This window comes from Mycobacterium farcinogenes (genome assembly GCF_019739075.1).
Classification (GTDB): Bacteria; Actinomycetota; Actinomycetes; order Mycobacteriales; family Mycobacteriaceae; genus Mycobacterium; species Mycobacterium senegalense.
Map to the genome: position 1 here is coordinate 729,447 of NZ_CP081673.1, position 20,344 is coordinate 749,790.

27 protein-coding genes and 1 CRISPR repeat array are annotated in these 20,344 nt (G+C 69.1%); of the genes, 16 read left to right on the forward strand and 11 right to left on the reverse strand.

The genetic code is table 11. The features are described 5' to 3' along the window. Positions 1-88 precede the first annotated feature (88 nt). Positions 89-553 carry a prevent-host-death protein gene (locus K6L26_RS03290; RefSeq protein WP_221852646.1) on the forward strand — a complete coding sequence of 155 codons (465 nt, stop codon included), beginning with the start codon at positions 89-91 and terminating at the stop codon, positions 551-553. Between the two features lie 2 nt (positions 554-555). Beyond that, on the forward strand, positions 556-900 hold the full coding sequence (locus tag K6L26_RS03295) for a hypothetical protein (RefSeq protein ID WP_221852648.1): 345 nt from the start codon (positions 556-558) through the stop codon (positions 898-900). Between the two features lie 9 nt (positions 901-909). Here the strand turns inward: K6L26_RS03295 and K6L26_RS03300 are convergent, their stop codons facing one another. From K6L26_RS03300 to K6L26_RS03320, 5 genes are all read right to left on the reverse strand, one after another. Continuing rightward, positions 910-2,415 carry a hypothetical protein gene (locus K6L26_RS03300; protein WP_221852650.1) on the reverse strand — a complete coding sequence of 502 codons (1,506 nt, stop codon included), beginning with the start codon at positions 2,413-2,415 and terminating at the stop codon, positions 910-912. A 51-nt stretch (positions 2,416-2,466) separates the two neighbouring features. Next, positions 2,467-2,760: a hypothetical protein gene (locus K6L26_RS03305; protein ID WP_221852652.1), complete on the reverse strand. Its 294-nt coding sequence runs from the start codon at positions 2,758-2,760 to the stop codon at positions 2,467-2,469. Between the two features lie 15 nt (positions 2,761-2,775). After that, positions 2,776-3,588 carry a chymotrypsin family serine protease gene (locus tag K6L26_RS03310; RefSeq protein WP_245008677.1) on the reverse strand — a complete coding sequence of 271 codons (813 nt, stop codon included), beginning with the start codon at positions 3,586-3,588 and terminating at the stop codon, positions 2,776-2,778. After that, a complete protein-coding gene (locus K6L26_RS03315; protein WP_221852654.1) occupies positions 3,585-3,905 on the reverse strand; it encodes a hypothetical protein in 321 nt (106 codons plus the stop codon). The genes K6L26_RS03310 and K6L26_RS03315 overlap by 4 nt, the downstream gene beginning before the upstream one ends. Before the next feature lie 164 nt (positions 3,906-4,069). Continuing rightward, positions 4,070-4,273 carry a hypothetical protein gene (locus tag K6L26_RS03320; protein ID WP_221852656.1) on the reverse strand — a complete coding sequence of 68 codons (204 nt, stop codon included), beginning with the start codon at positions 4,271-4,273 and terminating at the stop codon, positions 4,070-4,072. Between the two features lie 83 nt (positions 4,274-4,356). Beyond that, positions 4,357-5,130: a CRISPR direct-repeat array (repeat unit 28 nt; unit sequence CTGCTCCCCGCGCAAGCGGGGATGAACC). Positions 5,131-5,400: 270 nt separating this feature from the next. On the opposite strand from K6L26_RS03320, the gene K6L26_RS03325 reads away from it, so the two are divergent. From K6L26_RS03325 to K6L26_RS03340, 4 genes are all read left to right on the forward strand, one after another. Next, positions 5,401-5,586 (forward strand): excisionase family DNA-binding protein, encoded by a 186-nt coding sequence (locus K6L26_RS03325; protein ID WP_221852658.1) that lies wholly within the window; start codon positions 5,401-5,403, stop codon positions 5,584-5,586. A gap of 89 nt (positions 5,587-5,675) precedes the next feature. Beyond that, entirely contained in the window at positions 5,676-6,299 is a 624-nt protein-coding gene (locus K6L26_RS03330; RefSeq protein WP_221852660.1) for a nucleoside/nucleotide kinase family protein, read from the forward strand. A 64-nt stretch (positions 6,300-6,363) separates the two neighbouring features. After that, entirely contained in the window at positions 6,364-7,002 is a 639-nt protein-coding gene (locus K6L26_RS03335; protein WP_221852662.1) for a bifunctional DNA primase/polymerase, read from the forward strand. Next, a complete protein-coding gene (locus K6L26_RS03340) occupies positions 6,999-9,296 on the forward strand; it encodes a hypothetical protein (RefSeq protein ID WP_221852664.1) in 2,298 nt (765 codons plus the stop codon). The genes K6L26_RS03335 and K6L26_RS03340 overlap by 4 nt, the downstream gene beginning before the upstream one ends. A 603-nt stretch (positions 9,297-9,899) precedes the next feature. Here the strand turns inward: K6L26_RS03340 and K6L26_RS03345 are convergent. Continuing rightward, positions 9,900-10,712, reverse strand: coding sequence for a hypothetical protein (locus K6L26_RS03345; RefSeq protein ID WP_221852666.1), 813 nt, complete (start codon positions 10,710-10,712; stop codon positions 9,900-9,902). Between the two features lie 269 nt (positions 10,713-10,981). On the opposite strand from K6L26_RS03345, the gene K6L26_RS03350 reads away from it, so the two are divergent. The 5 genes from K6L26_RS03350 (at position 10,982) to K6L26_RS03370 (ending at position 15,292) form a co-directional block, all read left to right on the forward strand. Then, the gene (locus K6L26_RS03350) at positions 10,982-11,266 is read left to right on the forward strand and encodes a carnitine racemase (RefSeq protein WP_245008678.1); all 285 of its coding nucleotides are present in this window, start codon (positions 10,982-10,984) and stop codon (positions 11,264-11,266) included. Positions 11,267-11,431: 165 nt separating this feature from the next. Beyond that, the gene (locus K6L26_RS03355; RefSeq protein ID WP_221852667.1) at positions 11,432-12,052 is read left to right on the forward strand and encodes a RuvC family protein; all 621 of its coding nucleotides are present in this window, start codon (positions 11,432-11,434) and stop codon (positions 12,050-12,052) included. Positions 12,053-12,075: 23 nt separating this feature from the next. After that, positions 12,076-12,339 carry a glutaredoxin family protein gene (locus K6L26_RS03360; protein ID WP_221852669.1) on the forward strand — a complete coding sequence of 88 codons (264 nt, stop codon included), beginning with the start codon at positions 12,076-12,078 and terminating at the stop codon, positions 12,337-12,339. Beyond that, a complete protein-coding gene (locus K6L26_RS03365) occupies positions 12,336-12,719 on the forward strand; it encodes a helix-turn-helix domain-containing protein (RefSeq protein ID WP_221852671.1) in 384 nt (127 codons plus the stop codon). Before K6L26_RS03360 ends, K6L26_RS03365 begins: the two co-directional genes overlap by 4 nt. Positions 12,720-12,748: 29 nt before the next feature. Further along, positions 12,749-15,292: a hypothetical protein gene (locus tag K6L26_RS03370; protein WP_221852673.1), complete on the forward strand. Its 2,544-nt coding sequence runs from the start codon at positions 12,749-12,751 to the stop codon at positions 15,290-15,292. Between the two features lie 144 nt (positions 15,293-15,436). Here the strand turns inward: K6L26_RS03370 and K6L26_RS03375 are convergent, their stop codons facing one another. Genes K6L26_RS03375 through K6L26_RS03385 form a run of 3 tightly spaced genes read right to left on the reverse strand, consistent with a single transcriptional unit; the run spans position 15,437 to position 16,401 of the window. Then, on the reverse strand, positions 15,437-15,661 hold the full coding sequence (locus K6L26_RS03375; RefSeq protein WP_221852674.1) for a hypothetical protein: 225 nt from the start codon (positions 15,659-15,661) through the stop codon (positions 15,437-15,439). Between the two features lie 57 nt (positions 15,662-15,718). Continuing rightward, entirely contained in the window at positions 15,719-16,072 is a 354-nt protein-coding gene (locus K6L26_RS03380; RefSeq protein ID WP_221852675.1) for a VOC family protein, read from the reverse strand. After that, positions 16,072-16,401, reverse strand: coding sequence for a hypothetical protein (locus tag K6L26_RS03385; RefSeq protein WP_221852677.1), 330 nt, complete (start codon positions 16,399-16,401; stop codon positions 16,072-16,074). The genes K6L26_RS03380 and K6L26_RS03385 overlap by 1 nt, the downstream gene beginning before the upstream one ends. A gap of 360 nt (positions 16,402-16,761) precedes the next feature. Between K6L26_RS03385 and K6L26_RS03390 the strand changes: the two genes are divergently transcribed. After that, positions 16,762-17,895, forward strand: coding sequence for a site-specific integrase (locus K6L26_RS03390; protein WP_221852678.1), 1,134 nt, complete (start codon positions 16,762-16,764; stop codon positions 17,893-17,895). 38 nt (positions 17,896-17,933) lie between these two features. On the opposite strand, the gene K6L26_RS03395 is transcribed toward K6L26_RS03390, so the two are convergent. Next, positions 17,934-18,206: a hypothetical protein gene (locus K6L26_RS03395; protein ID WP_245008679.1), complete on the reverse strand. Its 273-nt coding sequence runs from the start codon at positions 18,204-18,206 to the stop codon at positions 17,934-17,936. Continuing rightward, the gene (locus K6L26_RS03400; RefSeq protein WP_221852680.1) at positions 18,203-18,388 is read right to left on the reverse strand and encodes a hypothetical protein; all 186 of its coding nucleotides are present in this window, start codon (positions 18,386-18,388) and stop codon (positions 18,203-18,205) included. Before K6L26_RS03400 ends, K6L26_RS03395 begins: the two co-directional genes overlap by 4 nt. A gap of 196 nt (positions 18,389-18,584) precedes the next feature. Between K6L26_RS03400 and K6L26_RS03405 the strand changes: the two genes are divergently transcribed. The 4 genes from K6L26_RS03405 to K6L26_RS03420 are packed head-to-tail and all read left to right on the forward strand — an operon-like array spanning position 18,585 to position 20,305. Further along, entirely contained in the window at positions 18,585-19,400 is an 816-nt protein-coding gene (locus K6L26_RS03405; protein ID WP_221852682.1) for a hypothetical protein, read from the forward strand. After that, positions 19,397-19,729: a hypothetical protein gene (locus K6L26_RS03410; protein ID WP_221852684.1), complete on the forward strand. Its 333-nt coding sequence runs from the start codon at positions 19,397-19,399 to the stop codon at positions 19,727-19,729. Before K6L26_RS03405 ends, K6L26_RS03410 begins: the two co-directional genes overlap by 4 nt. Beyond that, positions 19,729-20,067: a hypothetical protein gene (locus K6L26_RS03415; RefSeq protein ID WP_221852685.1), complete on the forward strand. Its 339-nt coding sequence runs from the start codon at positions 19,729-19,731 to the stop codon at positions 20,065-20,067. Before K6L26_RS03410 ends, K6L26_RS03415 begins: the two co-directional genes overlap by 1 nt. Further along, positions 20,054-20,305 (forward strand): hypothetical protein, encoded by a 252-nt coding sequence (locus K6L26_RS03420; protein WP_245008680.1) that lies wholly within the window; start codon positions 20,054-20,056, stop codon positions 20,303-20,305. Before K6L26_RS03415 ends, K6L26_RS03420 begins: the two co-directional genes overlap by 14 nt. Positions 20,306-20,344: the final 39 nt, after the last annotated feature.

Sequence of the window (20,344 nt, forward strand, 5' to 3'; positions counted from 1 at the left end):
CTGCGTCGTGTCGGAAGCGGTGGGGTGTACAGGCAGAGGCGATGGATCTCACGTGGACTTCCGAACACGTTCCGAATAGCATGGCGGCATGACTACGATCGCGTTCCGCACCACCACGCGCCGCTCCTCGGACCTGAGCAAGCACTCGGCCGAGGTGTTCGCGGAGGCTGAGGATCACCCGGTGACGGTGACCCGCCGTGACGGCGCGCCCCTGGTGCTGATGTCGCAGCGCGAGGCAGAGGGCCGTGCCCGCCTGCTCGAGTTCGCGGCTCAGCTTATCGGCGTGGCTGTGGACGATGACGGACCTCTCGCCGGGCGGATGTCCAAGGCGTTCCCCTGGATGCTCGCCCTGTCACCAGAGGACCGCGCTACCTGCGCTCAGGACCTTGTCGACGCCGCGCGGGCGTCATTCTCCACGGACCAGCCACACCTGGCCCTCTCGGAGCTGACCTCGTGGCGGGAGACCGCGACTGCGATCGCTGCTGGCCTCGGCCAGGCAGACCTCGACTGGCTGGACGACGACGGCGACGCCACCGTCGTGGAGCGTCCGTAGCGGTGGCGGGCAAGGGGGAGCTCGTCCCGCGGCCGCCGAAGAAGGTCGAGTACGAGATCCGCTTCGCCACCACCCACGCCAAGAAGGGCTGGCAGGATCTCGCCGCGACGATCCGTAACCCGTTGGCCGATGCCTGGGACTTTTTGACCCGAACGCCGTTGGCGAACACCCCTACGAACTACCCGCTCAAGGGCCAGCTCGGGACCATCACCCGCAGCGGCGAGAGGTACGAGCGGTGGCAGCACAAGCCCACCAAGCAGGGCGACGCCCGCATCTGGTTCTACGTCGAGGGCCGCACGGTGTACCTGGAGCAGGTGCACACCCGCCACCCGAACGAGACGAAGTAGACGCAGTCCCTACGCCGCGTCCGACTCGCCTCGGTGGCGCGGGTGGTCCCGCTGCGCGATGGTGCCGCCGGGCACGGCCTCGGCGACGGTGTGGCGGCCGTGGAGCAGGTCGGATTCCGCGCTGCCCGCCGCGGAGGTCGTCTGCGCCTGCTCCCGGTCCTTGCCACCGCCGCCACCCGGACCGCCCATGGCACCCATCGGCATCATCGGCATGCCGCCGCCCATCGGCCGGGCACCGGTGGAGTGAGCGGGCGACGTGGCGCTGGTACCGGTACCCGTGGCACCGCTGGTCTTGGTCTCCGGTCCCACGGAGAAGGGGCCGCGCTGCTGCTCGGCGGTACGCCCCGACACGTCCGTCGGCGTGCTCAGGCCAGTCGCGGAGGTGCCGCTCGTGACGGGCTGTGCGTTGGCGGTGGCACTGGCACTGAGACCCGTAGCCGAGGGAGTGGGCGTCGCGGGTGCGGACGGGGTGACCGTCGCGGCGGGGGTGGCGTGCGTGGGCGTCGAGCCGCCGCCCAGGGTGAGGGGTGCGCCGATGATGCCGGCGAGGTCGCCGGTGTCCAGCACGCCGTCCGCGCCGACGATCCTGTCCCAGGGGCTGGTCTTGTCCTGCGACAGATCCTTGTCCTTGTCCGGCTGCTGGGTCTGCTGCGGGGTGGACGCGGCCGGTGTTGCCTGCGCGGTGGGCTGCTGCTGTGCGGCCTGCGCGGCGGGCTGTTGCTGCTGCTGGGAGGCGAGGAGCGCGGCGAGAGCAGCGGTGGAATCCGGGGTGGCGGTGGAGGCCTCGGTCGTGCTCGGCTTGGTCGAGGAGGGGGTAGCGGCGGGGGTGTTTGAGGGCTTGCCGGTCGAGGGCTTGCCGTTGCCGGTTCCGGTTCCGGTGGAGGGCTTGCCGGTGCCGTTGCCGGTGGAGGGGGAGCCGGTGGAGGTGCCGGTACCGGAGGGCTTGCCAGAGGGGGAGCCGGTGCCGTTGCTGGTGCCGGGAGTGCCGCGACCGTGGTCGTCGGTCTCGGCGCCGTCACCGCTGCTGGTACCGAGGGTGCCCAACTTCTCCTGCGCCTTCTTCTCCGCGGCGTCGTACGCCTTGTCGGCGTCACGGCGCTTGCGGAGCAGAATGCCCAGATGATTCGAGGCTGCTTCGAGCTCGGTTCGGGCCGCGCTGGTATCGCCGCTGGCCGCCGCGGCGTCCGACAACTTCTTCTTCGCGGCGGTGACCGCTTCCCGCGCAGCTTCGAGCTCCGAGTCCTTCGGCGCATCCCTGTTCCATGCCTTGGCGGCTTCTTCCCTGATGGTCAGGGCCTCCGCCGTCACACGCAGCCGCTCGGCGTCCTTCTCCGCGGCCTGGGCCTCGGCGACCATGCGGGTGCTGGCGTCGTCGGGGCGCTCACCCGCCGTGGCACTGCCCGTTGAGGTGGCTTGGGCCCGCAGTGAGGCGGCGCGCGCGTACAGGCCGAGCGCTACGGTAGCGACGGTCTTGGACCCGAGGTCTTCGGGGCGATGTTCTCCTGAGGGTGCCATGGCTCCAGCTTGCCAGGATCTTCGCTGGTAGGGAGCCTGCGGCGCGGCGCGTCAGGCGCGCAGTACCTCGTCCTTGCCCTTGCGGTCGATGCCGGTGACCTCGGTGCGGAACGCTTCGAGATCGCTGATGATACCGGCCACGGCGGTGTCGCTCCGCGTGACGTTGGCCTGGACCTTGGAGAGGATCGCGGCGACGCTCCCCGCGGTGTCCGACCCGTCCGAAGCGCCGAGCACTTGGGAGAGGCCATCGGTCTTTACGCCGCCCTTGACCGCGGCGAGGCTGTCGAGCACGGCCTGGAAGGCACCCGGGTCGGAGATCGAGATGTCGGTGTTCGGACTGGTCACGGGTACTCCTGGTGATTAGCTGGTCACGGCGGTGACGTCGAGGTGATCGAGGGCGGCGGCCAGGAACGTTGCCTCGCCGACGGTGGGCATATCGGGATCGTGGCCACGGTGGATGCCGATGAGCGTTGCGCGGCCGGCGCGGTCCACCACGAACACAGGCCCGCCGGAGTCGCCTCCCTCGGTGCTGTGCTCGTAGCGGATCTTCTCGTCGGCACTGATCAGGTCGGAGCATTGGACGCCAGACCAGGCACCATCGACGCAGATCGGAGTGCCCGCCGGGAGCTCCCGGACCTGTTCGGTCGGCATCACTCCCACGACGGGGTACTTGCCCGCGATCCGGGCGGCGGAAGGGTCGGCGGAGTCGGTCCAGAGCACGGCGACGTCCCGGTCCGGCGACGGGGCGGTCGAGACATCGGTGCCGCTGAGTACCCCGACGAGGACCGGTTGCTGAGCGTCAGGATCCGCGAACACGAAAACCTCGCCTCCGGGCGTCCGGTCGCAATGGCCGGCGGTGAGGAATCCGGTGCGCGTTCCCGACTTCACTTGCGGGCCGAGCGAGCAGTCCTTCGTGCGCCCGTCGGCCTGATGCTGTCCGATCGCGATGCCGGGGTACGGCAGGTCCCCGTACTGCACGTCGTCGTTGCCTACCCGCGGCGGGGTCACGGTCACGGCGACGTAGGGGCTCTCAGCGGAGGTGCCGGTGATTGCGACGGTGTTCGGAGTGTCCGCGACCGGTTGCCCTGCGACCGAAGTGGAGCAGCCCGACAGGATCGCCGCTGCGAGAGCAACGCTCGCGGTGGCGGTGAAGAGCCCGGTCCTCGTGCTCACGGCTCGACCACCACATCTTCCGGCCGGGGCACCTGGACCGGGTTCCGCTCGATGGCGCGCAGGTTCTCCAGCACATCAGCGGAGCCCTGCTCACTGGTCACCTCGATCTCACCGGCGGCGTGCGCCTTCTCAAGGTCGCGGATGACGTCGCCGAGGCCCGCGTACATCTGGTCCATCTCAGCGCGCGCTGAGTTCAGGATGTCGGTGAGCATGCCGTTGAAGCGTTCGGTCGACGCGCGGTGACGCTCCGCGGATTCAGCGAGGTACTCATCGAAGTCGTCGTCCTGGTCGGCCTGGTCCAGCGGGTTCTCGTTCATGCCGGCACGGTGGCACGCTCCTGCCCGCCGAGACGTGCGTGGCGCGACCTCGGCGGTGGGTCCGTTCCTCCTGCTCATGCGTTCGATTCTCCCAGACCTGACCAAACGAACCGCCGATGCGCGTGTCACGTCCCCCGTCCGGATGGCTTGAGCGGGAGTCGGATTCATCGACGCACCAGCTCTGCGAGGCGCCGTTCCACGGCGCGGAGGTCGGCCACCGTGTCGGTTAACCTGCCCCCGCCGGGGACGGTGCCGGGCGCTTGCTCCAGGAGCTCCACCACGCCGCGCAGACGCGTCTGTGCGCTGTCCATGTCGCTGTGCACTCCGCTGTGCAGGTTCGTGATCAGGTCGCGGTAGTCGATGCGCATGCCGCACGGTGGCATGCCCCAGCTGTGGGGTGGTGTGCGCGGCGCGGGTACGAGATGCGCTGTATAGTCCCAGGTCAGTGAGTCTGCTCCCCGCGCAAGCGGGGATGAACCCCGCTGCGATCGATCCGAGTACGGATCCGCGATCTGCTCCCCGCGCAAGCGGGGATGAACCCGTGGCCAGCCCCACGGCGCCGTCGACGCCGCGCTGCTCCCCGCGCAAGCGGGGATGAACCGGACACCGCCCCGACCGACCTCGGCTCGAAGGCCTGCTCCCCGCGCAAGCGGGGATGAACCCCGGATCGAGGAGCTCGTGTGGCCGCTGTTCGCCTGCTCCCCGCGCAAGCGGGGATGAACCGCGGGGATGACCCCCTCGAGCGACAGCACCGCGTCGACTCAGGCCTGCTCCCCGCGCAAGCGGGGATGAACCGACCTCGGTCAGGCCACCGTCCGATCCGCCGCCCTGCTCCCCGCGCAAGCGGGGATGACCCGGTGCGGGCGGTGGAAGTGATCGGTGACGCACCCTGCTCCCCGCGCAAGCGGGGATGAACCCCCTGAGATGAGGCCCGGCGTTCCAGCGCCGCTCTGCTCCCCGCGCAAGCGGGGATGAACCCCACAACGAGTCGGCCTGGTTCGCCTGGGACGACTGCTCCCCGCGCAAGCGGGGATGAACCGACTTGTCCATGCGGGGTTCGATCGCAGTGGCCCTGCTCCCCGCGCAAGCGGGGATGAACCCACCACCGCCCCGCTGTCGCCGCCCTCGGTGGGGACTGCTCCCCGCGCAAGCGGGGATGAACCGTGGCCGGTCGCGGGGATCATGGCGGCGGCAGACCTGCTCCCCGCGCGAGCGGGGATGCTCCCCATGGTGCGCACCGAAGTCGTGCCGCGTTCACGGAGTCGGTACCTCGCGGCGGTAGGAACCGTTGCGCTGCAGAGGATCCCGGAAAAGTTGGAACAGTATTTCTGATTCTGTCCCACCGCCCCGCTGACCAGGGGGCTCTCGATTATCGAGACGGATTCGGGGTCTGATCAGGCACGATGCGGCGGCTTCGTTTCCGATGCCTGTCCAATGTGACTGCTACAACTGGAGCCAGCTTCCCCAAGCTCACCAGCCAACCGGAGGAGAGACGATGACCACCACCACCCGTATCCGCATCGGAACGCCAGCTGTCGCCGAGCAGCTCGGCGTGTCAGATGAGACCGTGCGTCAGGAGATCCAGCGCGGCCGCCTGCCCGCGATCCGCGTCGGCAGGACCTACCGCGTGCTGCAGAGCGACGTCGACCAGTACATCGCCACCGCCGCGAAGGTCGCCTGACCAACCCCATCAACGACGAACGGCGTCGGGGGCCTATTCCCAACGCCGTTCAAAGATCCTCGCCACTCCACCGGAAAGGAATCAACCACATGATGACCCACCCCCGCTTCGCCGTCAACCGCGGCGCGGTGCCGTTGCCTCCGCCGCTCTGGTCCGAGATCCTCGGCCCCTTCGCTGACCGCGTCCCGTTCCCGATCTCGTGCGGCTGCTCCATGTGGCGCCGCCGCGGCGTCGGCCCCGCCGTCTACTACGTCGGCCACGAGGGCTACATCTGCATGGACGGCCGCACTGATGCGGACCTCGCGGTGCACCCTGCTGATCCGGTCGCGGTGCCGCGGCTGATGATCGCCAGCGCGCTCTGGTGGACTCACGTCGATCACGTGTACGACCGCGTTCGTGCGGCGAGCTCCGGCAACCTCGGCCGGCCGGCCCGGAAGCGGCGGACCGCGTCGACGGATGTCGAGGTCACCGCCTACGCGACCAAGAGCGGAGCGGAAGTGCGGATCGACGGGCCGTCCGGCTCCGGCAAGAGCGCCTTGGCGGCTCAGCTCCAGGAGCTGTGGGGCGACGCCGTGACGGACCACTACCGGCACCGCAACGGCGGCGAGTGCCTCCGACTGTCCACCATCAACGTCCAGCCGCCCATCTTCGACGTCGCCGAGAACAACGGCCTCATGCCGAAGTTCCGCCGCAACGGCAGCCTCAACGCCTGAAACACCAGCGAAGCCCGGGCTCGATGAGCCCGGGCCTCCGCATCACAGTCCCCTCAGAAAGGACATGTCCAGTATGCACGACGACACCATCACCCCGGAGATGTGGACCGAGATCGACCGGCAGATCGCGGCGCGTGAGACCGTGGTCGAGAACCTGCTCGACTGGTACGCCTACCACCGCTTCCACCTCGTCCTCCTCCGGAAGGGTCTGAAGCGCCCCACCTCCGACCTCGGCTGGCCCGACTTGCCGAACCCGAGCCGAGCGCACGTCCTCGAGTGGATCATGACCGGCGGCAACATCGGACTGAACCTCGGCAAGAGCGACCTGCTCGGGATCGACACCGACAACGACGCGGCGAGCTGCGTGATGGTCGAACGGGGCTTCGACCCGGTGACTGAGCCGGCGAACGCGCAGAACCCTGACCACCCCAAGGGGAAGGAGGGAGGCTTGCACTTCCTCTTCCGTATCCCGGCTGAGTGGGGCGTGACCGGCGACGAGCTGCGGGGTCCGGGACGCACCACGCACCTGCCCGGAGGCGGCAAGCTCGACGCCCTGGCCGGCCGCAAGTACATGGTCCTGCCGCCGTCCGTCCTCGGCGAGTTCGGCCACGTCGCGACCTACGCGGCGCTGGGCGCGATGCGCAGGGACATCCCCACGTTCCCGCGGGAGCTGTGGGGCGGGAACTGGGAGGTGGCGGCGTGACCGCGGCGGAGAGGATCGACACCACCGTCACCGACCCGCTCGCCGGGCTGTTCACGCGGCGGAGTGTGTTCGACGCCGCCGAGGAGCGGTACCTCACGGCAGGACAGGCTGACCTGACCGAGGCCATCGACCAGGTGCCGATGGCCGTCTGGCTGGAACAGGATGTAGACCGGTACATCGAGGTGCTCGACCAGGCGGGCAGCTGCGGCTGCAACAAGGGCCGGTTCAAGGGGCAGAGCAGCGCGACCGGTTTGGAGCTGCACCAGGGTTGCGCCATCGGGTACGGCGTCCACATCTACAGCGGAACGTGTCTGGCCCACCTGAGCAACAACGGCGAGAACCGCGACCACATGTCGTGGCCGGACTTCATCGCCGGGCTCTACGGCCGCACGTTCGCGGACGTCGCCCGGGAGGCCGGGATCGAGCTCAGTGGTGGGCGCGAGGACTCCGAGCTGTACACGTTCAGCGCCGCCGACTTCGAGGCCATGGCCGCTGAGAAGGACGCGGCGGGGGACACTGCGTACGCCGATGCGCTGCGGACGCAGGCTGCGGCCCACCGTGCTCGTGTGCAGGCCTATATGGAAGAGCAGGGCGAGGTTTTCCTCACCGGACCCGTGGTCGGTGCGGTCGCGCCCGATCCGATCGCGGTGCCGGAGTCGGAGCGGCCGACGCTCACCGTGATCCCAGGCGGTCTCGCTCCCGCGCCTCCGATCGGAAACCTGGGCGGTCCGGCTCCGGAGGCAGCGAGACTGTCTCCGCCGCCTGCGATCGGCACTCTCGGGGGTCCGGCCCCGGTGGGGTCTCCTGGAGGAGCCACGGAGGAGACCACCACGCCTCCGCCCGCAGTGCCCGCAGTGCCGCAGGCGCCTTCCACGCCTTCGGCGACCACCGAGACGGCGGACGACCAGATCCAGGCCGTCAAGCTGCGGGCTCGCGCGCAGCTGTTGTACGCGTCTGAACCGGAGCTGCTCGACAAGATCTTCAGCACCGAGCAGATGAAGACCTTGCGGGAGAACTCGCGCCTGTCGCTGGTCTCACCGACGGTGAAGCTCATGGCGGACCTGACCGGCGTGCTCTCGCTGGTGCCGCCCACCGTGACACTGCCCCCGATCGTCATGGACTCCGAGGCGGGCCTGAACTTCATCCATAACGTGGTCGGCCGCTCGGGTGCCGGCAAGAGCACCAGTACCCGGGTCACCTTCCGCGCGTACCGGAAGAGCGAGTTCGGGGTGATCGGCACCGTCGAGGAGCACCCGCCGGTTCCCCGCAGCGTGGGGTCGGGCGAGGTGATCGCGTCGGTGTTCGCGCACATCGAGACCGACGACGACGGGAACAAGGAGGCCGTGACGCACAACCCGTACGCGCGGCTGTTCTGGCCCGAGATCACCAAGCTGACGGCCGTCCGCGGCCGCAGCGGCAGCACGCTCGCCGCTGAGCTGTGCCAGGTGTGGTCGTCTGAGCAGCTGGGGTCCGACACCAAGACCGAGACGGCGTTCTGCGACGAACACACCTACCGGTGCACCGTTACGGTCGCGTCTCAGCTCGCAACGGCGGGAGCCATGTACGACCCGGCCTCGACGCTGATGGGCCTGGGGCAGCGCGTCTGGAACGTGAGCGCCGAGCTGACCGAAGCACCTGTCGAGGGATCTCCGGAGTGGGACGCGCTGGCTGACGCCGCTCCGAAGATCGACCGCATGACGCTCAACCTCCCGACCTTCCGGCCGGGACCTGTCCCAGTTGATCCCAATGTCCATCGCGAGGTGCGCATCCTGCGTATGCGGATGGCCACAGAGGAGGAGACGCCCGAACTGGCGCTGGAGACGCACACGGCGCTGATGCGCCTGAAACTCGCGGTCGCGGCTGCCATCTACCACGGTGAGCCCGCCGAGGTGACGTGGAAGTGGTGGTGCTGGACCGAGCACCTTCTCGAGCACCACCGCCGCGTGCGCACCGCCTGCCAGACCGCGGTCGGCATCACGCGAGTCGGCGAGGCGGTGGATCAGGGCGTGCGGGATTCCCTGCGGAAGGAGGCACGCGAAGCGTCCGAGCACACCTCCGCGATGCAGCGGGCGCTCAAGTGGGCACGCAAGCAGACCGTGGCGTTCACGGCGAGCGAGCAGGGCCGGGCCGGCGGCCGGCGGTCGTACCGAGAGGAGAACGCCGAGAGGATCTGCGCAGACCTTGTCGCGGCCGGCCTCCTCGCGCAGGTGGTGGAGGATGTTCCCCACCGCGGACCGGTGCTCAAGTTCACGGTGACGGAGCTGGGACGTACGCAGGACGTGCAGGGCGCGTAACGGTGACGAACGGAACCCCGCAGCGGTCAATCGCTGCGGGGTTCTGTCGTTGCCCGAGGCTGTGGGGTCGGGTCGCAGCGGGGTTGTTTCTGGACGGCCGTGTTCGAATCAGTCGTTCTATCGAACGTATGTCTTACGGTAGTTCCGGTACTACCGGTAGTTTTCGGGTCTCTAACCGGCGGCAGGAATCTGCCCAGACCCCTAGATTCGAGGAATTTCTTCTCATATCGGTACAAATCGGACACTCTGACTGCGGACGGCCGAGAACTACCGGGACTACCGCCAGTTGAACTACCGGCAGTCGAGGCGGCTGTGAAACCGGGCGAAACGGACATGAACCGGGTCTCATCCTGCTGCGATGTTCGAACCCCGCTGCGGTGTCACGGACCCGTCCCGTGATCGTGAACCTGAGCCTCCCCCGCTGCGATGTCGTAACCCGCCCAGAGGCTGCGAGGACGTGCCCCGACTCACGGTTGCGGCTCCGACTACCTGCTGCGGTCACCCATGCGCTGGTTCCCCCGGTGCTTGTCAGTTCATCGAGTCCCACGCGGTGTACACGCCGAGGAGATGCCCGCATCCGCGTCGGCACGCCGAGGCCACCCGTCACCCCTCCGGCACCACGTTCCCGTCGCGGTCCCTCAGCTCCAGGCGCATCGACATCGAGTGCGGCCGCGCCGTGGTGCGAATGCGGTACCAACCCCACGCCTGCTGCACCGCCCGCCGCGCCACGCTCAGGTCGGTGAGGAACAGCCCGCGGTCCGGGACCCGTTGACTGATGCGGCCGTGCTCGTAGATCTCCACGCTGTCGAGCTCCGTGGTCACCTCGTTCAGCGCCCACGTTTTCCCGTGGCTCACGCCCGAGCACAGCCGCCACGCGGTCAGCAGGGACTCCGGCTGTCCCAGTAAGTCGTCGATCTCCTCGATCAGGTTCTCGAAGCCGCCGGACCTTCCGGCACGCAAATCGATGCCCAACCGAGCCGCAGCGTCGTCGGCCCACCGCTGACGCTCCTCACCGTCGTGGTCGAGCGGTGTCCCGTCGTACGCCTTCGACGAGTACCTCCACGACTCGCGGTGCTGCCACAGCAGGCGGGCCAGGCGGGTGTCGATGTCGTCGGGTTGGAGTAGCCACGTCGCGGCGCCGGCCGACTCGTAGGCGGCGCGCAGGAGGGCGTACTGCGGGACGGACCAGTCACCGTTGAACATCAGCAGGCACGCCGCTTCGATGTTCTCGGCGGCGTACACGACCCCGCGGCGGGCGACGGTGGCGGCCCAGATGTCGGGGAACCGGGTCTCGTCGGCCGTGAGGTCGCTATTCGGCTCGGCGTGGTGGCCCGGGTTCGCGTTCACGACCTCGACGATGTCGAGCACCCGCTGCAGTTCGTCGCGGATCCCGGCGTCGGTGTCGTCACTGTCCATGGGTTACCGATACCAGGCCCCGGTGTGTGAGCGCACAGGTTCGTGACCCTGCCTGTCCCCGCGCTGTGATCCGCGTCGTCAACGTCTTCACTGAGCAAACATTTGACGCACCTTCCTTCGCGTACGGCGTCCGGCCTCAACCCCTCCTCATTCTCTGATTTTCGAGACATCTTCGCAGGTAGAAGCAATATGAGCCCTTGCGCAGTATCGGAACGGCCAGTAGTATCGGTGGCAACAACTTGCTGCCCCAGCAACGAATGGAGCCACCCGTGACCCTCACCGCCGAGACCATCAGCCCGGCCGATGCCGCAGTCGGCAGCCTCGTCCACGCACTCGCTGCGAACCTCGATCCCGACGCCCTCACCACCGCCGTGCAGCAGGCGCTGCTCCACGCCGAGATCCACCTCGGCGACGCCGTCTACCTCGGCGAGCTCGTCCCCGACGTGATCGACGGGCAGGTGTGGCACGGCGAGGCGGTGATGCCCGCGGCCGAGGCACTGCGTGTCGGCATGGGCTACGTGGCCGCGGCTCTGGTCGCCGGCGCGCACCCCTGACCCCCTGATCCCCGGTCGCCGCGCCTGCATCACCGCGGTGCGGCGACCGGCACCAACTCCAAGGAGAACGACCGTGACCGAGTACCGAGGCCCAGCCCAGCATCCGCACCTGCCCTGGTGGAGGCGTCTCCTGCTGACACTGCGAGCGCGGCGAGAGGCACGCCGATGACCGAGCTGGACCCCGCCACCGCCGGCCGCACCGTGGTGGGGCTGGACCTGTCGCTCACGGGAGCGGGCATCGCCGCCCTGGACCTGGTGACCGGCGCCCTCTCCACCGCCGTGCACCGCTCCCCGGCGCCGAAGAGCGACAGCATCGGCGCGCACGTCGCACGGCATCGAGCGCTCGTGGACGGGATCGTGCAGCAGGCCGTGGCCTGCGACCCCGCCCTCGTGGTGGTGGAGGGGTTGCGGTTCTCGGTGAGCGCTCAGGACAGCAGCCTCTCCCGCCGCGGGTTCCTGTGGTGGGCCGTCGTAGAAGGACTCGTCGCAGCGGGTGCGCCCGTCCTCGAAGTGACGCCGTCGCAGATCAAGATGCTCGCCACCGGGAACGGAGCCGCGAGCAAGGACATGATGGTGGCCGAGTACGCGCTCGCGTGGCCGGACGCCACCCGCGACAAGAACGTGCAGGACCGCGCCGACGCCGCCTTCGCCGCTGCGCTCGGAGCCGCGTACCTGCGCGCCGACGTGTTGCCGTTCACGGTGACCGGCAAGCGCCGCAAGGCCCTCGCCAAGGTCACCGCCCCGTCGATCCCACCCCGCATCTGCCCCCGCGGTGCGGTGGCCTGACCCAACCCCAGAAGGAGAACCCCATGACGATCACCGTCCTGACCCAGCCGAACTGCGCCGCATGCCGCTGGGTGACCAAGTCGCTCGACGCCGAGGGCCTGCCCTACGAGCTGCGAGACGTGCGCCAGGATCCCTCAGCCGAAGACCTGCTCGTCGGCATCTACCAGCGTCTCCGGCCCGGGATGCACCCGGCCACGCCCGTCACGATCCTCGAAGACCACGGCATCGTCTTCGGCCCGGACATCCGGTCGCGTCTGCGCGAGCTGCGTCAGGAGAGCGCCGCGTGAGCGGAACGATCCGGCGTCCCGCACCGGGTGGCGGCGTCTTCATCACCCGCCCGGCGGCGGCGCAGCTGGTCGGCGTGACACGCAGGCGGATCGACACCCTCATCCAAGAGGGGGAGCTGCCGGCCTACCAGGTCGGCGGGCGGGTGATGGTGCTCGAAGCCGACGTCCTCGAGCTCGACCTGCCGACTGTGCCGCCCGAGGGGTGGATCTCCCGCCACGCCGCCGCCGCGATCCTCGGGTGCACACACCGTGCCGTCGGCCTGATGGTGGCGCGAGGCGACCTGCCGGCCGAGACGTTCGGCGGCCGCCTGTACCTGCGCGAGGCCGACGTACGCAAAGCCGCGACCCCCCGCCGTGTGATACCGCCGCGTCGCCGGTGACCCCAAGACAGCAGAGAGAAGGAACGACCATGACTAACGACGACATGCACCAGCAGCAGATCAGGGCAGAGATCCAGGCGAGGGAAGAGGAACGGATCCGCGTCGAGGCCGAACGGCGGGCGGCCGCCGACAAGGCGTGGGCAGAAGCCGAGGCCAAGCGGCGGAACGCCTCTTGGGACGAGCACTACGCGGCGGAGAAGCAGCGCATGGAGGAGTTCCACAACGGGGGTAAGCCCGCGGCCGACGCGAAGCCCGACGCGAAGCCCGCGACCGAGCCGAAGCCCGACACGGAGCAGAAGCCGGACACCGAGGAGAAGTCGAAGCCGGACACCAAGCCCGACACGGACTCGAAGCCGGACGAGAAGCCCAAGCCTGAACCGGAGACGAAGGCGAAGCCCACCGCGGCGTCGAAGTTCGCCCGCGCCGCCGGTATCCCCGACGGGTACACCAGGAGCCCGATCAAGAAGTTCCCGGCGCTGCTCAAGACGCAGGCCAAGACCGGTGCCGACATCTCTGCCACGCTCGCCGGCAAGATGGGCGCGAAGGGTGCCCTCAAGACGGCCGCCCGCCTCGTCCCGGGTCTCGGCGCCGCGTACTCCGCGGTCCAGGCGTACCAGCACGCGAAGAACGGCGACTACCTCGGAGCTGCACTGAACATGGTCGGTGCCATCCCTGGGCCGATCGGGTGGGTGGGCATCGCAGCCGCCACGGCTTGGGACATGTTCGACCTGGGCGGCAACAAGATCGGGCAGTGGGATCAGCCCGACGGCAGCTCGACATTCATCCTTCCCGGAGCGGCGAAGGAGATCGGAGGCGTCACTGCGCTCGACCAGCAGCTGAGGCAGGCACAGCAGCTGGTGTTCAGCTTCCAGGACGGACCGAACGGCAAGGTCTGGGACTCCTCGCCGCCCGAGGCGCTGCGCCTGGACGGCGCCGACATCCAGAAGGAGATCACCGAGGCGTTCGCCGGTATCAGTGACCTCTTTGCCGAGGTCGACAAGGCAATGGCGAGCGCGGGCGAGCAGTACTTCACCGAGTACAAGGCACGCCTGCAGCCGCACCTCGACGCGATGGCCGCGTTGCGCGAGCAGGCCAAGCCGTTCGTGCAGCAGCTCACCGCCGCGAGTGACGGCAGCGGCGAGGCCTACAAGGCGGTGCTGGAGACGAACCGCGCCGCGCGCGAGCAGCTGTCGAACGACTCGAAGCTCAGTGACCAGGGACCCGCCCAGACGTTCACCTCTACGGTGACCGCCGCCGTGAGCAAGGTGAGCTCGGCGGACCAGAACCTCGCCAGCATCTTCTCTGCCGAGCCGCCGGCCGTGCTCACCCCGACGGTCGCGTCCGGCACCGGCACGCGGATCGACCCCAGCAAGAAGACCGCGCCCGTGCAGACCACTCCCGCGGCGCAGACTCCGGTCGCTCCGGTGTCGCAGACGCCGCAGAAGGCGGAGCCCACCAAGGCCGAGACGCCGACGAAGACGAACGACGCTCTCGGTGACCTGCTCCGGTCGCTGAACCAGAAGCAGCAGACGCCCTCGACGCCGAGCATGCCGAACCTGGGTACGAGTGGTCTCGGCGGGGGCAGTCCGCTCAACAGCGGCGGTGGCGGGTCGCCCCTCGGTTCGCAGCAGAGCAAGCCCCTCTCCTCGGGAGAGGGCAAGAAGCTCGACAGCGCGGACAAGAAGCTCGGCGACGACAAGAAGGCCGAGCGCAAGCTCACCGACCCGGCCAAGGACAAGGAGCAGGAGAAGAAGCCGTCGCCGCTCAGCGCGTCGAAGACCGAGAACGGGAAGACCCCCGAGCCGAAGCTCACCACGGAGTCGAAGCCCGGCGCTCCGGCTGCGGTTCCGACACAGCCCGCCGCGGCGACGAGCCCCGCGGCACCCGCTGCGCAGGGACAGCCGCAGCCTCCCGAGCAGTCGAAGGAGGTCGACGTGAAGGGCACGAAGACGACGTTCCCCGACGCCAAGACCGCGAAGATGGCTCAGCTCCTCGCGGCGGCGGACCCCGCGCACCCGCTCAGCCTCTCCGAGGCGGCGAAGATGGCCGGCCTCACCCCTCCCGTTCCGGGGCAGGATCCCGGCAGCCAGGTCGCACCCGCCCAGGCCAAGCCCGGCGACCTGCTCGTGGCCGGCGACAAGTCGTACCTGCTCCTCGGCGACGGCAAGTTCTACGACCTGCAGGAATACAAGGTGGTCAACGCCGACCAGCTGCCGCAGGACATGGGCAGCAGGGGCGGCTACTTCCATCTGAACGATCCGGCTCCGGGCGCTGTCCCGGGTACGCAGCCGGTCTCGGGTCAGACAGCGGGCGTGGACCAGGCGGTGCCGGGTGGCACCCCTGCACCCGCTGCGCCAGCTGATGCGAGCACCCCGCCGAAGCCCAACGATCCGGCTCCTGGTGCTCCGGCACCGGCCCCGGCAGGTGGAGTCCCGTCGACCGGTACGCCGGGGGCGCCGAAGCCCGCACCGTCGGGCGGTGGACCGGCGAGCGCGGAGGCCACGCAGACCGGGGCCGGGCAGACGTCGCCGTCACCCTCGACCAGCGCGCTCGACCCCACCGCGGTGCGCTGACACGAGCAGCAGAACACCCCGCAGCCCAATCGGCTGCGGGGTGTTCCTGTGTCGGTGGTGGGCGTGCTCAGTCGCGTTCGCGGTCCTCGTCCGGCCACCGCTCGCCGTCGTCGTGAACGTCCTCGGTGTCGTACACAGGTCCGGTCATGCGATCGTCCCCTCCCGCTGTGCCGCGATGAAGGCGGGATCGGAGGCGGTCACCGCAGCGGCCATGGCGTCGCGTGCCACCCGCAGCGCGGAGACGGCCTCGGCGTACCCGGCGGCGGACGGGGCGAGCTCCTGGAACTCATTCAGTAGCGCTAGCACTTCATGCAGCAGTTCGGGCGGCACGTCCTCAGGGGCAGGCTTGGGCCAGTTCGACTCGTTCATGGGGCGAGCATGTCGGCGGTGCCGACAAGATGGTGTGTGCGGCGCGGGTAGCTGCTCTCAGCTCGGCGTCGGCTCCGGCAACAGGATCACCGTGTTGCCGATCGGGTCGTTCGTCCACCAACCGTTGCCGTCGCGAGTCCGCTCCGGCAACGCGTAGGCCTTGTCCATCAACCGTTGCACCGCAGCGTCCATGCCCGGGCCCCGGAACTCCAACCTGGTCGCGGTGTGCGGCCGAGACCCCATCGGGTACAGCTCCATCACCAACCCGTCGGCACCGGTGACCGACCAATGCTGCGGCCCGCTGCCATGCTTCTCGGCGACGGGTTCCGCGTCGAGGATCGCCCCATAGAACTTCGCGGCGCGGTCAAGGGTCGGCCCGGGGCAGTAGAGGACGATCAGCGACAGCTTCATCAGTCCGTCCCCGGCAGCCGCATCTCCGACCGCGGAGCGATCCGCAGCTCGCCGCGGGCCTCCTGGTCGCGCAAGGCCTTCTGCTTCTCGGCCGGCAGCGTGGCCACGTACTCCTCGGCGATGACCGCCGAGCCGGGAACAGCGGTCAGCTTTCTCTCGGAGTCGGGATGTACATCGGGGCAGTCCGCCACACAGCAGCCGCACTCCGAGTAGCCGGAGAGGTCAGGCGACTCGCTGCGCAGTGACGGGTTGACGCACCGGCCGTCCGCGCTGTCCACGTGATCGCGGCGCGGGCAGTCGCACAGCTCGACGGGCGCAGACTCGTTCATGGCCTGCAGAGTAGGCCCGGGCTACGACACGGGGCGACTGGTTTCTGGCACCTCCACCCCGAATCCGCAGCTCAAACCCAACCCGAGTTACCAACGAGAAATTCGTCCAACCTGTCTCCGACACCACCCCGGAAGCCTGTTTCCCCAGCCCGAATCCACCTCTCCACCAGCCCCGGCGTAGTCACTCGCGATGGATGCGCGCGAGGCTACGAGAAATCCACTTCCCGCACATGGCAGGCCGGTGAGCTGGGGAAACGGGCTGGGAAGCGAGTGGATTCTCGGTGGTCGAGGGGCCGATCCGGGTGTCCGTACCCGCGCCGCGCACCGCCGCCGCGGGGGTGTCGGGCCTACCTTCCGCGCATGATCCTTCCCGCAGTGACAGCCGCCGCCGAGGTGCCGGACCTCGCCTCTGATGTCGTGGAACGGATCCGGCTGACCACGATCGACTCCCAGTCGGAGGGCACCCGCCGCGCGTACGCGTCGGCGTGGAGACGGTTCGAGGGCTGGTGTCAGCGGAGCGGGTATGAGTCCCTTCCGGCGCATCCGACGGTGATCGCCGCGTACCTGGTCGATGCCGCCGAGACGGTCACCGAGAACGGGGAGCGCGCGTACTCCACGATGAGTCTCGGGAAGTGGTGCGCGGCGATCTTCGACCGTCACCGCCGCGCCGGGCTGGACCCGAACCCCGCAGCGCACGAACTGGTGCGGCAGACGATGAGCGGGATCAGGAGGCAATACGCCGCCCGCGGTGACCGTCCACGGCAGCCGCGCACCCCTCTACTCACCGACGACGTGATGTTGCTCGTCTCCACGGCGCGGGAGCAGGCGACTGGATGGGCGTCGCAGGTCTGCGAGCGCCGCGACTCAGCGCTGCTCCTGATGGGGTTCGCGGGCGCGTTCCGCCGCAGCGAGCTCAGCGGGCTCACCGGCGGCGACGTTGAGCTCCACGCCGCGGACGGTGTGCACGTCCATCTGCGCAAGAGCAAGACCGATCAGATGGGCGAAGGCGGCGTGTACCCGTTGCCGCGCACGAAAGAGCCGCTGCGCTGCCCCGCGTGCGCGTTCGTCCGTTGGGCCGCAGTAGTTTCCGAGTACGACGCCGGAGGCAAAGACGCGGTGATCCGGCTGATCACCGACGCCCCCGAGTTCGGGAGACGGCACGTGTGCCGGTCCCGCGCACCGAAGCTTGCGCCTCGCTCGCCCGTGTTCCGGTCGTGTCGCAACGGGGTGCTGTCGGAGGGGCCGTTGTCGGGCGCCGGTATCCATGCGGTCATCCGGAGGCGTGCGCTGCGAGCAGGGTTCGAGCCGGAAGCGGTCGAGCGACTCGGTGGGCACTCGCTGCGGGCGGGGTTCGTGACCCAGGCCGCGCGGGCCGGAGCCGACCACCACTCGATCATGCGGCAGACCGGGCACCGGACACCGGCCATGGTTACCCGGTACGTCCGTGAGTCGGCGCCGCTGATCGGGAACGCGGTCACCGTGCTCGGACTCTGACTACTGCTGCACCAGGACCACTGTGTTGTCGCAGCCGTTCACTCCACGGCTTGCAATCCGTCCACGGACACCTCGAACCCGCTCTCCCGCAGCCGATCCGCCGCGCCGGCGTCAACGGCCACGGTGACGTCGACGTACCTGGAGATCGTCTCCCACACGCGTGCGGTGCTGACCACCACGGTGGGCCCGTTGACCGGTGTGATGCGCCAGCTGCCGTCGCCGAGCTTCTGCGCCTGCACACCGAAGATCGCGCTCCAGAAGCGTGCGGTGCTCTCGCCGTCGTTGGAGTTCAGGCGGACCTCGGTGATCACGCCGCGCCTCCCGTCTCCGCCACGATCATCACCAGGTGCCGCTCGGCGGGCGCGGCTACCACTTCATCCGACGCGGTGATCAGCACCGGGGCGTCGAACAACAAGCTCAGGAACTCAGCGGTGCGGGCGATGTCTGCGGTGCTGGCGCGGATCACGGGGCGGGTAGCGGTTGCGTTGCTCATCCAACGAAGACTGCCATGGCGATGTGACAGAGGGGAGCTGGAACAGCAAGGAGCGCAGACTAGTTCGTCGATCCTGCATCGGGACTCGATGCCGTCGCTGGCCCAGTCGATGTTGCTGGTTCCGATGCACCTGCATTACGGCGTGCATCGGAGAAACGGGTCGCGCGGTGTCAGTGCCGGCGGTCATCATCAGGGCATGAGCAGCGATGACGATCTGGAGATGACCGAGGCGGAGAAGGCGTCGCTCGCCGCGAGCAACGCCGCGGTCGGTGACTTCGCGGGGGCCATGCTCAGCGGGGACCGTGAGGGCGCGCGGGCGGCGATGGCCGCGGTGCAGCAGGCGAACACTCGGCTGGACCGGAGTGCGCTGCTGAACAAGATCCACATGCCGAAGGACGCGCACGGGTACGAGGACGGCCTCCGCGCGATCATGATGCGGATCCCGGACGGGTGGGGCAGGTGGATTTCCTGCTCACGCGGCTGGTACCCCATCATCATCGAGCTCGACGAGGCGCTCGCCGCGATCGACCCCGATTACGAACTGCACCAGGTGAAGGAGAAGCTCGCTGGGCTCCGGTATTACTACCGCACCGAGGTCGAGGGTGCCCGTAAGCGGATGGACGAGCTCGTCAACGCCGCGGAGGAGCAGTGCGAGGTCACCTGCGAGCAGTGCGGCGAGCCCGGCACCCGCCACACCACACCGCACGGCTGGCTGCGCACCCTCTGCGCGAACTGCGCAGCGTCCTCGGAGAAGGGGTACGAACCGCTCGGCGAACTGGTGAACGACCTCACCCCTGACCGTCTCGGCCTGTGGCGGGTGACCTGTCGTGGCGACGGCCCGGACTCGCACTGGGACATGAGCCACGGCGACGTGTCCATCATCGACGGGGACAGGTACCGCGACATCAAGGTGCTGGCACTGCCGAGCGTCCTGCGCACGTGGCGGATTCGGTTGGCCGACGGTACCGAGGTCGAGTCCGGAACGATCGCGAGCATCGAGCGGGTGCGATGAGCGACAGCGACATCGTCCGCATCGAGCCGCGCGGTGGCACCGTGCTGCGGATCACACACAAGAGCGGACTGATCCACGACACCGACTTCTCCTACCTCCTCCGAGACAACCCGCCCGACTCGGTGTTCGCATCCTTCACCGCGGAGACGATCCAGGCCGCGGAACTCGTTGATGGCACCGTGGCGTGGCACCGGCCGTGCGGACTCGTAGACCTCGCCGCGCACGTGATCGAGGAGCACGCGGAAGTGGGTGAGTGCGTCGGCAGCTGCGGTTGGGAACCCGGCGACAGCGTGGTGATCCGACCCGCGACCGAGAGCGAGGAGGAGTAGTGACCGAGAACATCGAGTTCCCGCCACCGAAGACGGTCGCGGAGCTGCGGCAGCTGCTCGATCAGCTGCCGGGGGACGCGTTGATCCTTGTCGACGGATACGAGGCCGCGTACTCACCCATAGCCGCCGCGGTGGTCACCGAGGTGCAGGAGTTGTCCGGCCGACCCAGCTACCTCGGCCGATTCGAGCACCCGGCCGATGCGGCGCGAGCGATCGCCGGTGACGACGCCGCGGGGTGGATCATCAGCGACCCCGAGCCGCTACCGAAGTTGGTCGGCGACCCGGTCGTGGCACTGGTGCTCCGACGAGAGGTGCGAGACGACGATGACGAGCAGTGAGCGGCGCGTCTGGGAGACCCGTCTTATGCGCGCGGCCGCGGCCGGCGAGCCCGGCTCGGACCTCTCGGTAGCAGAGCGTGCCGCAGTTGAGTTTCTGCTGTCCGACGACGTCGAACTCGACCTGCACACCGCGGTGGTCCTGGCCGAGCTGGTCGCCGTCGACGTGCCGACCGGGGAGCGGGCGGGGTTTGTCCAACTGTGGATGCGTGAGCTGCGCGACGCGCTGCGGCGGGCGTAGCCCGATCAGGGGTCAGGTGACACGCAAGTGACACACAAG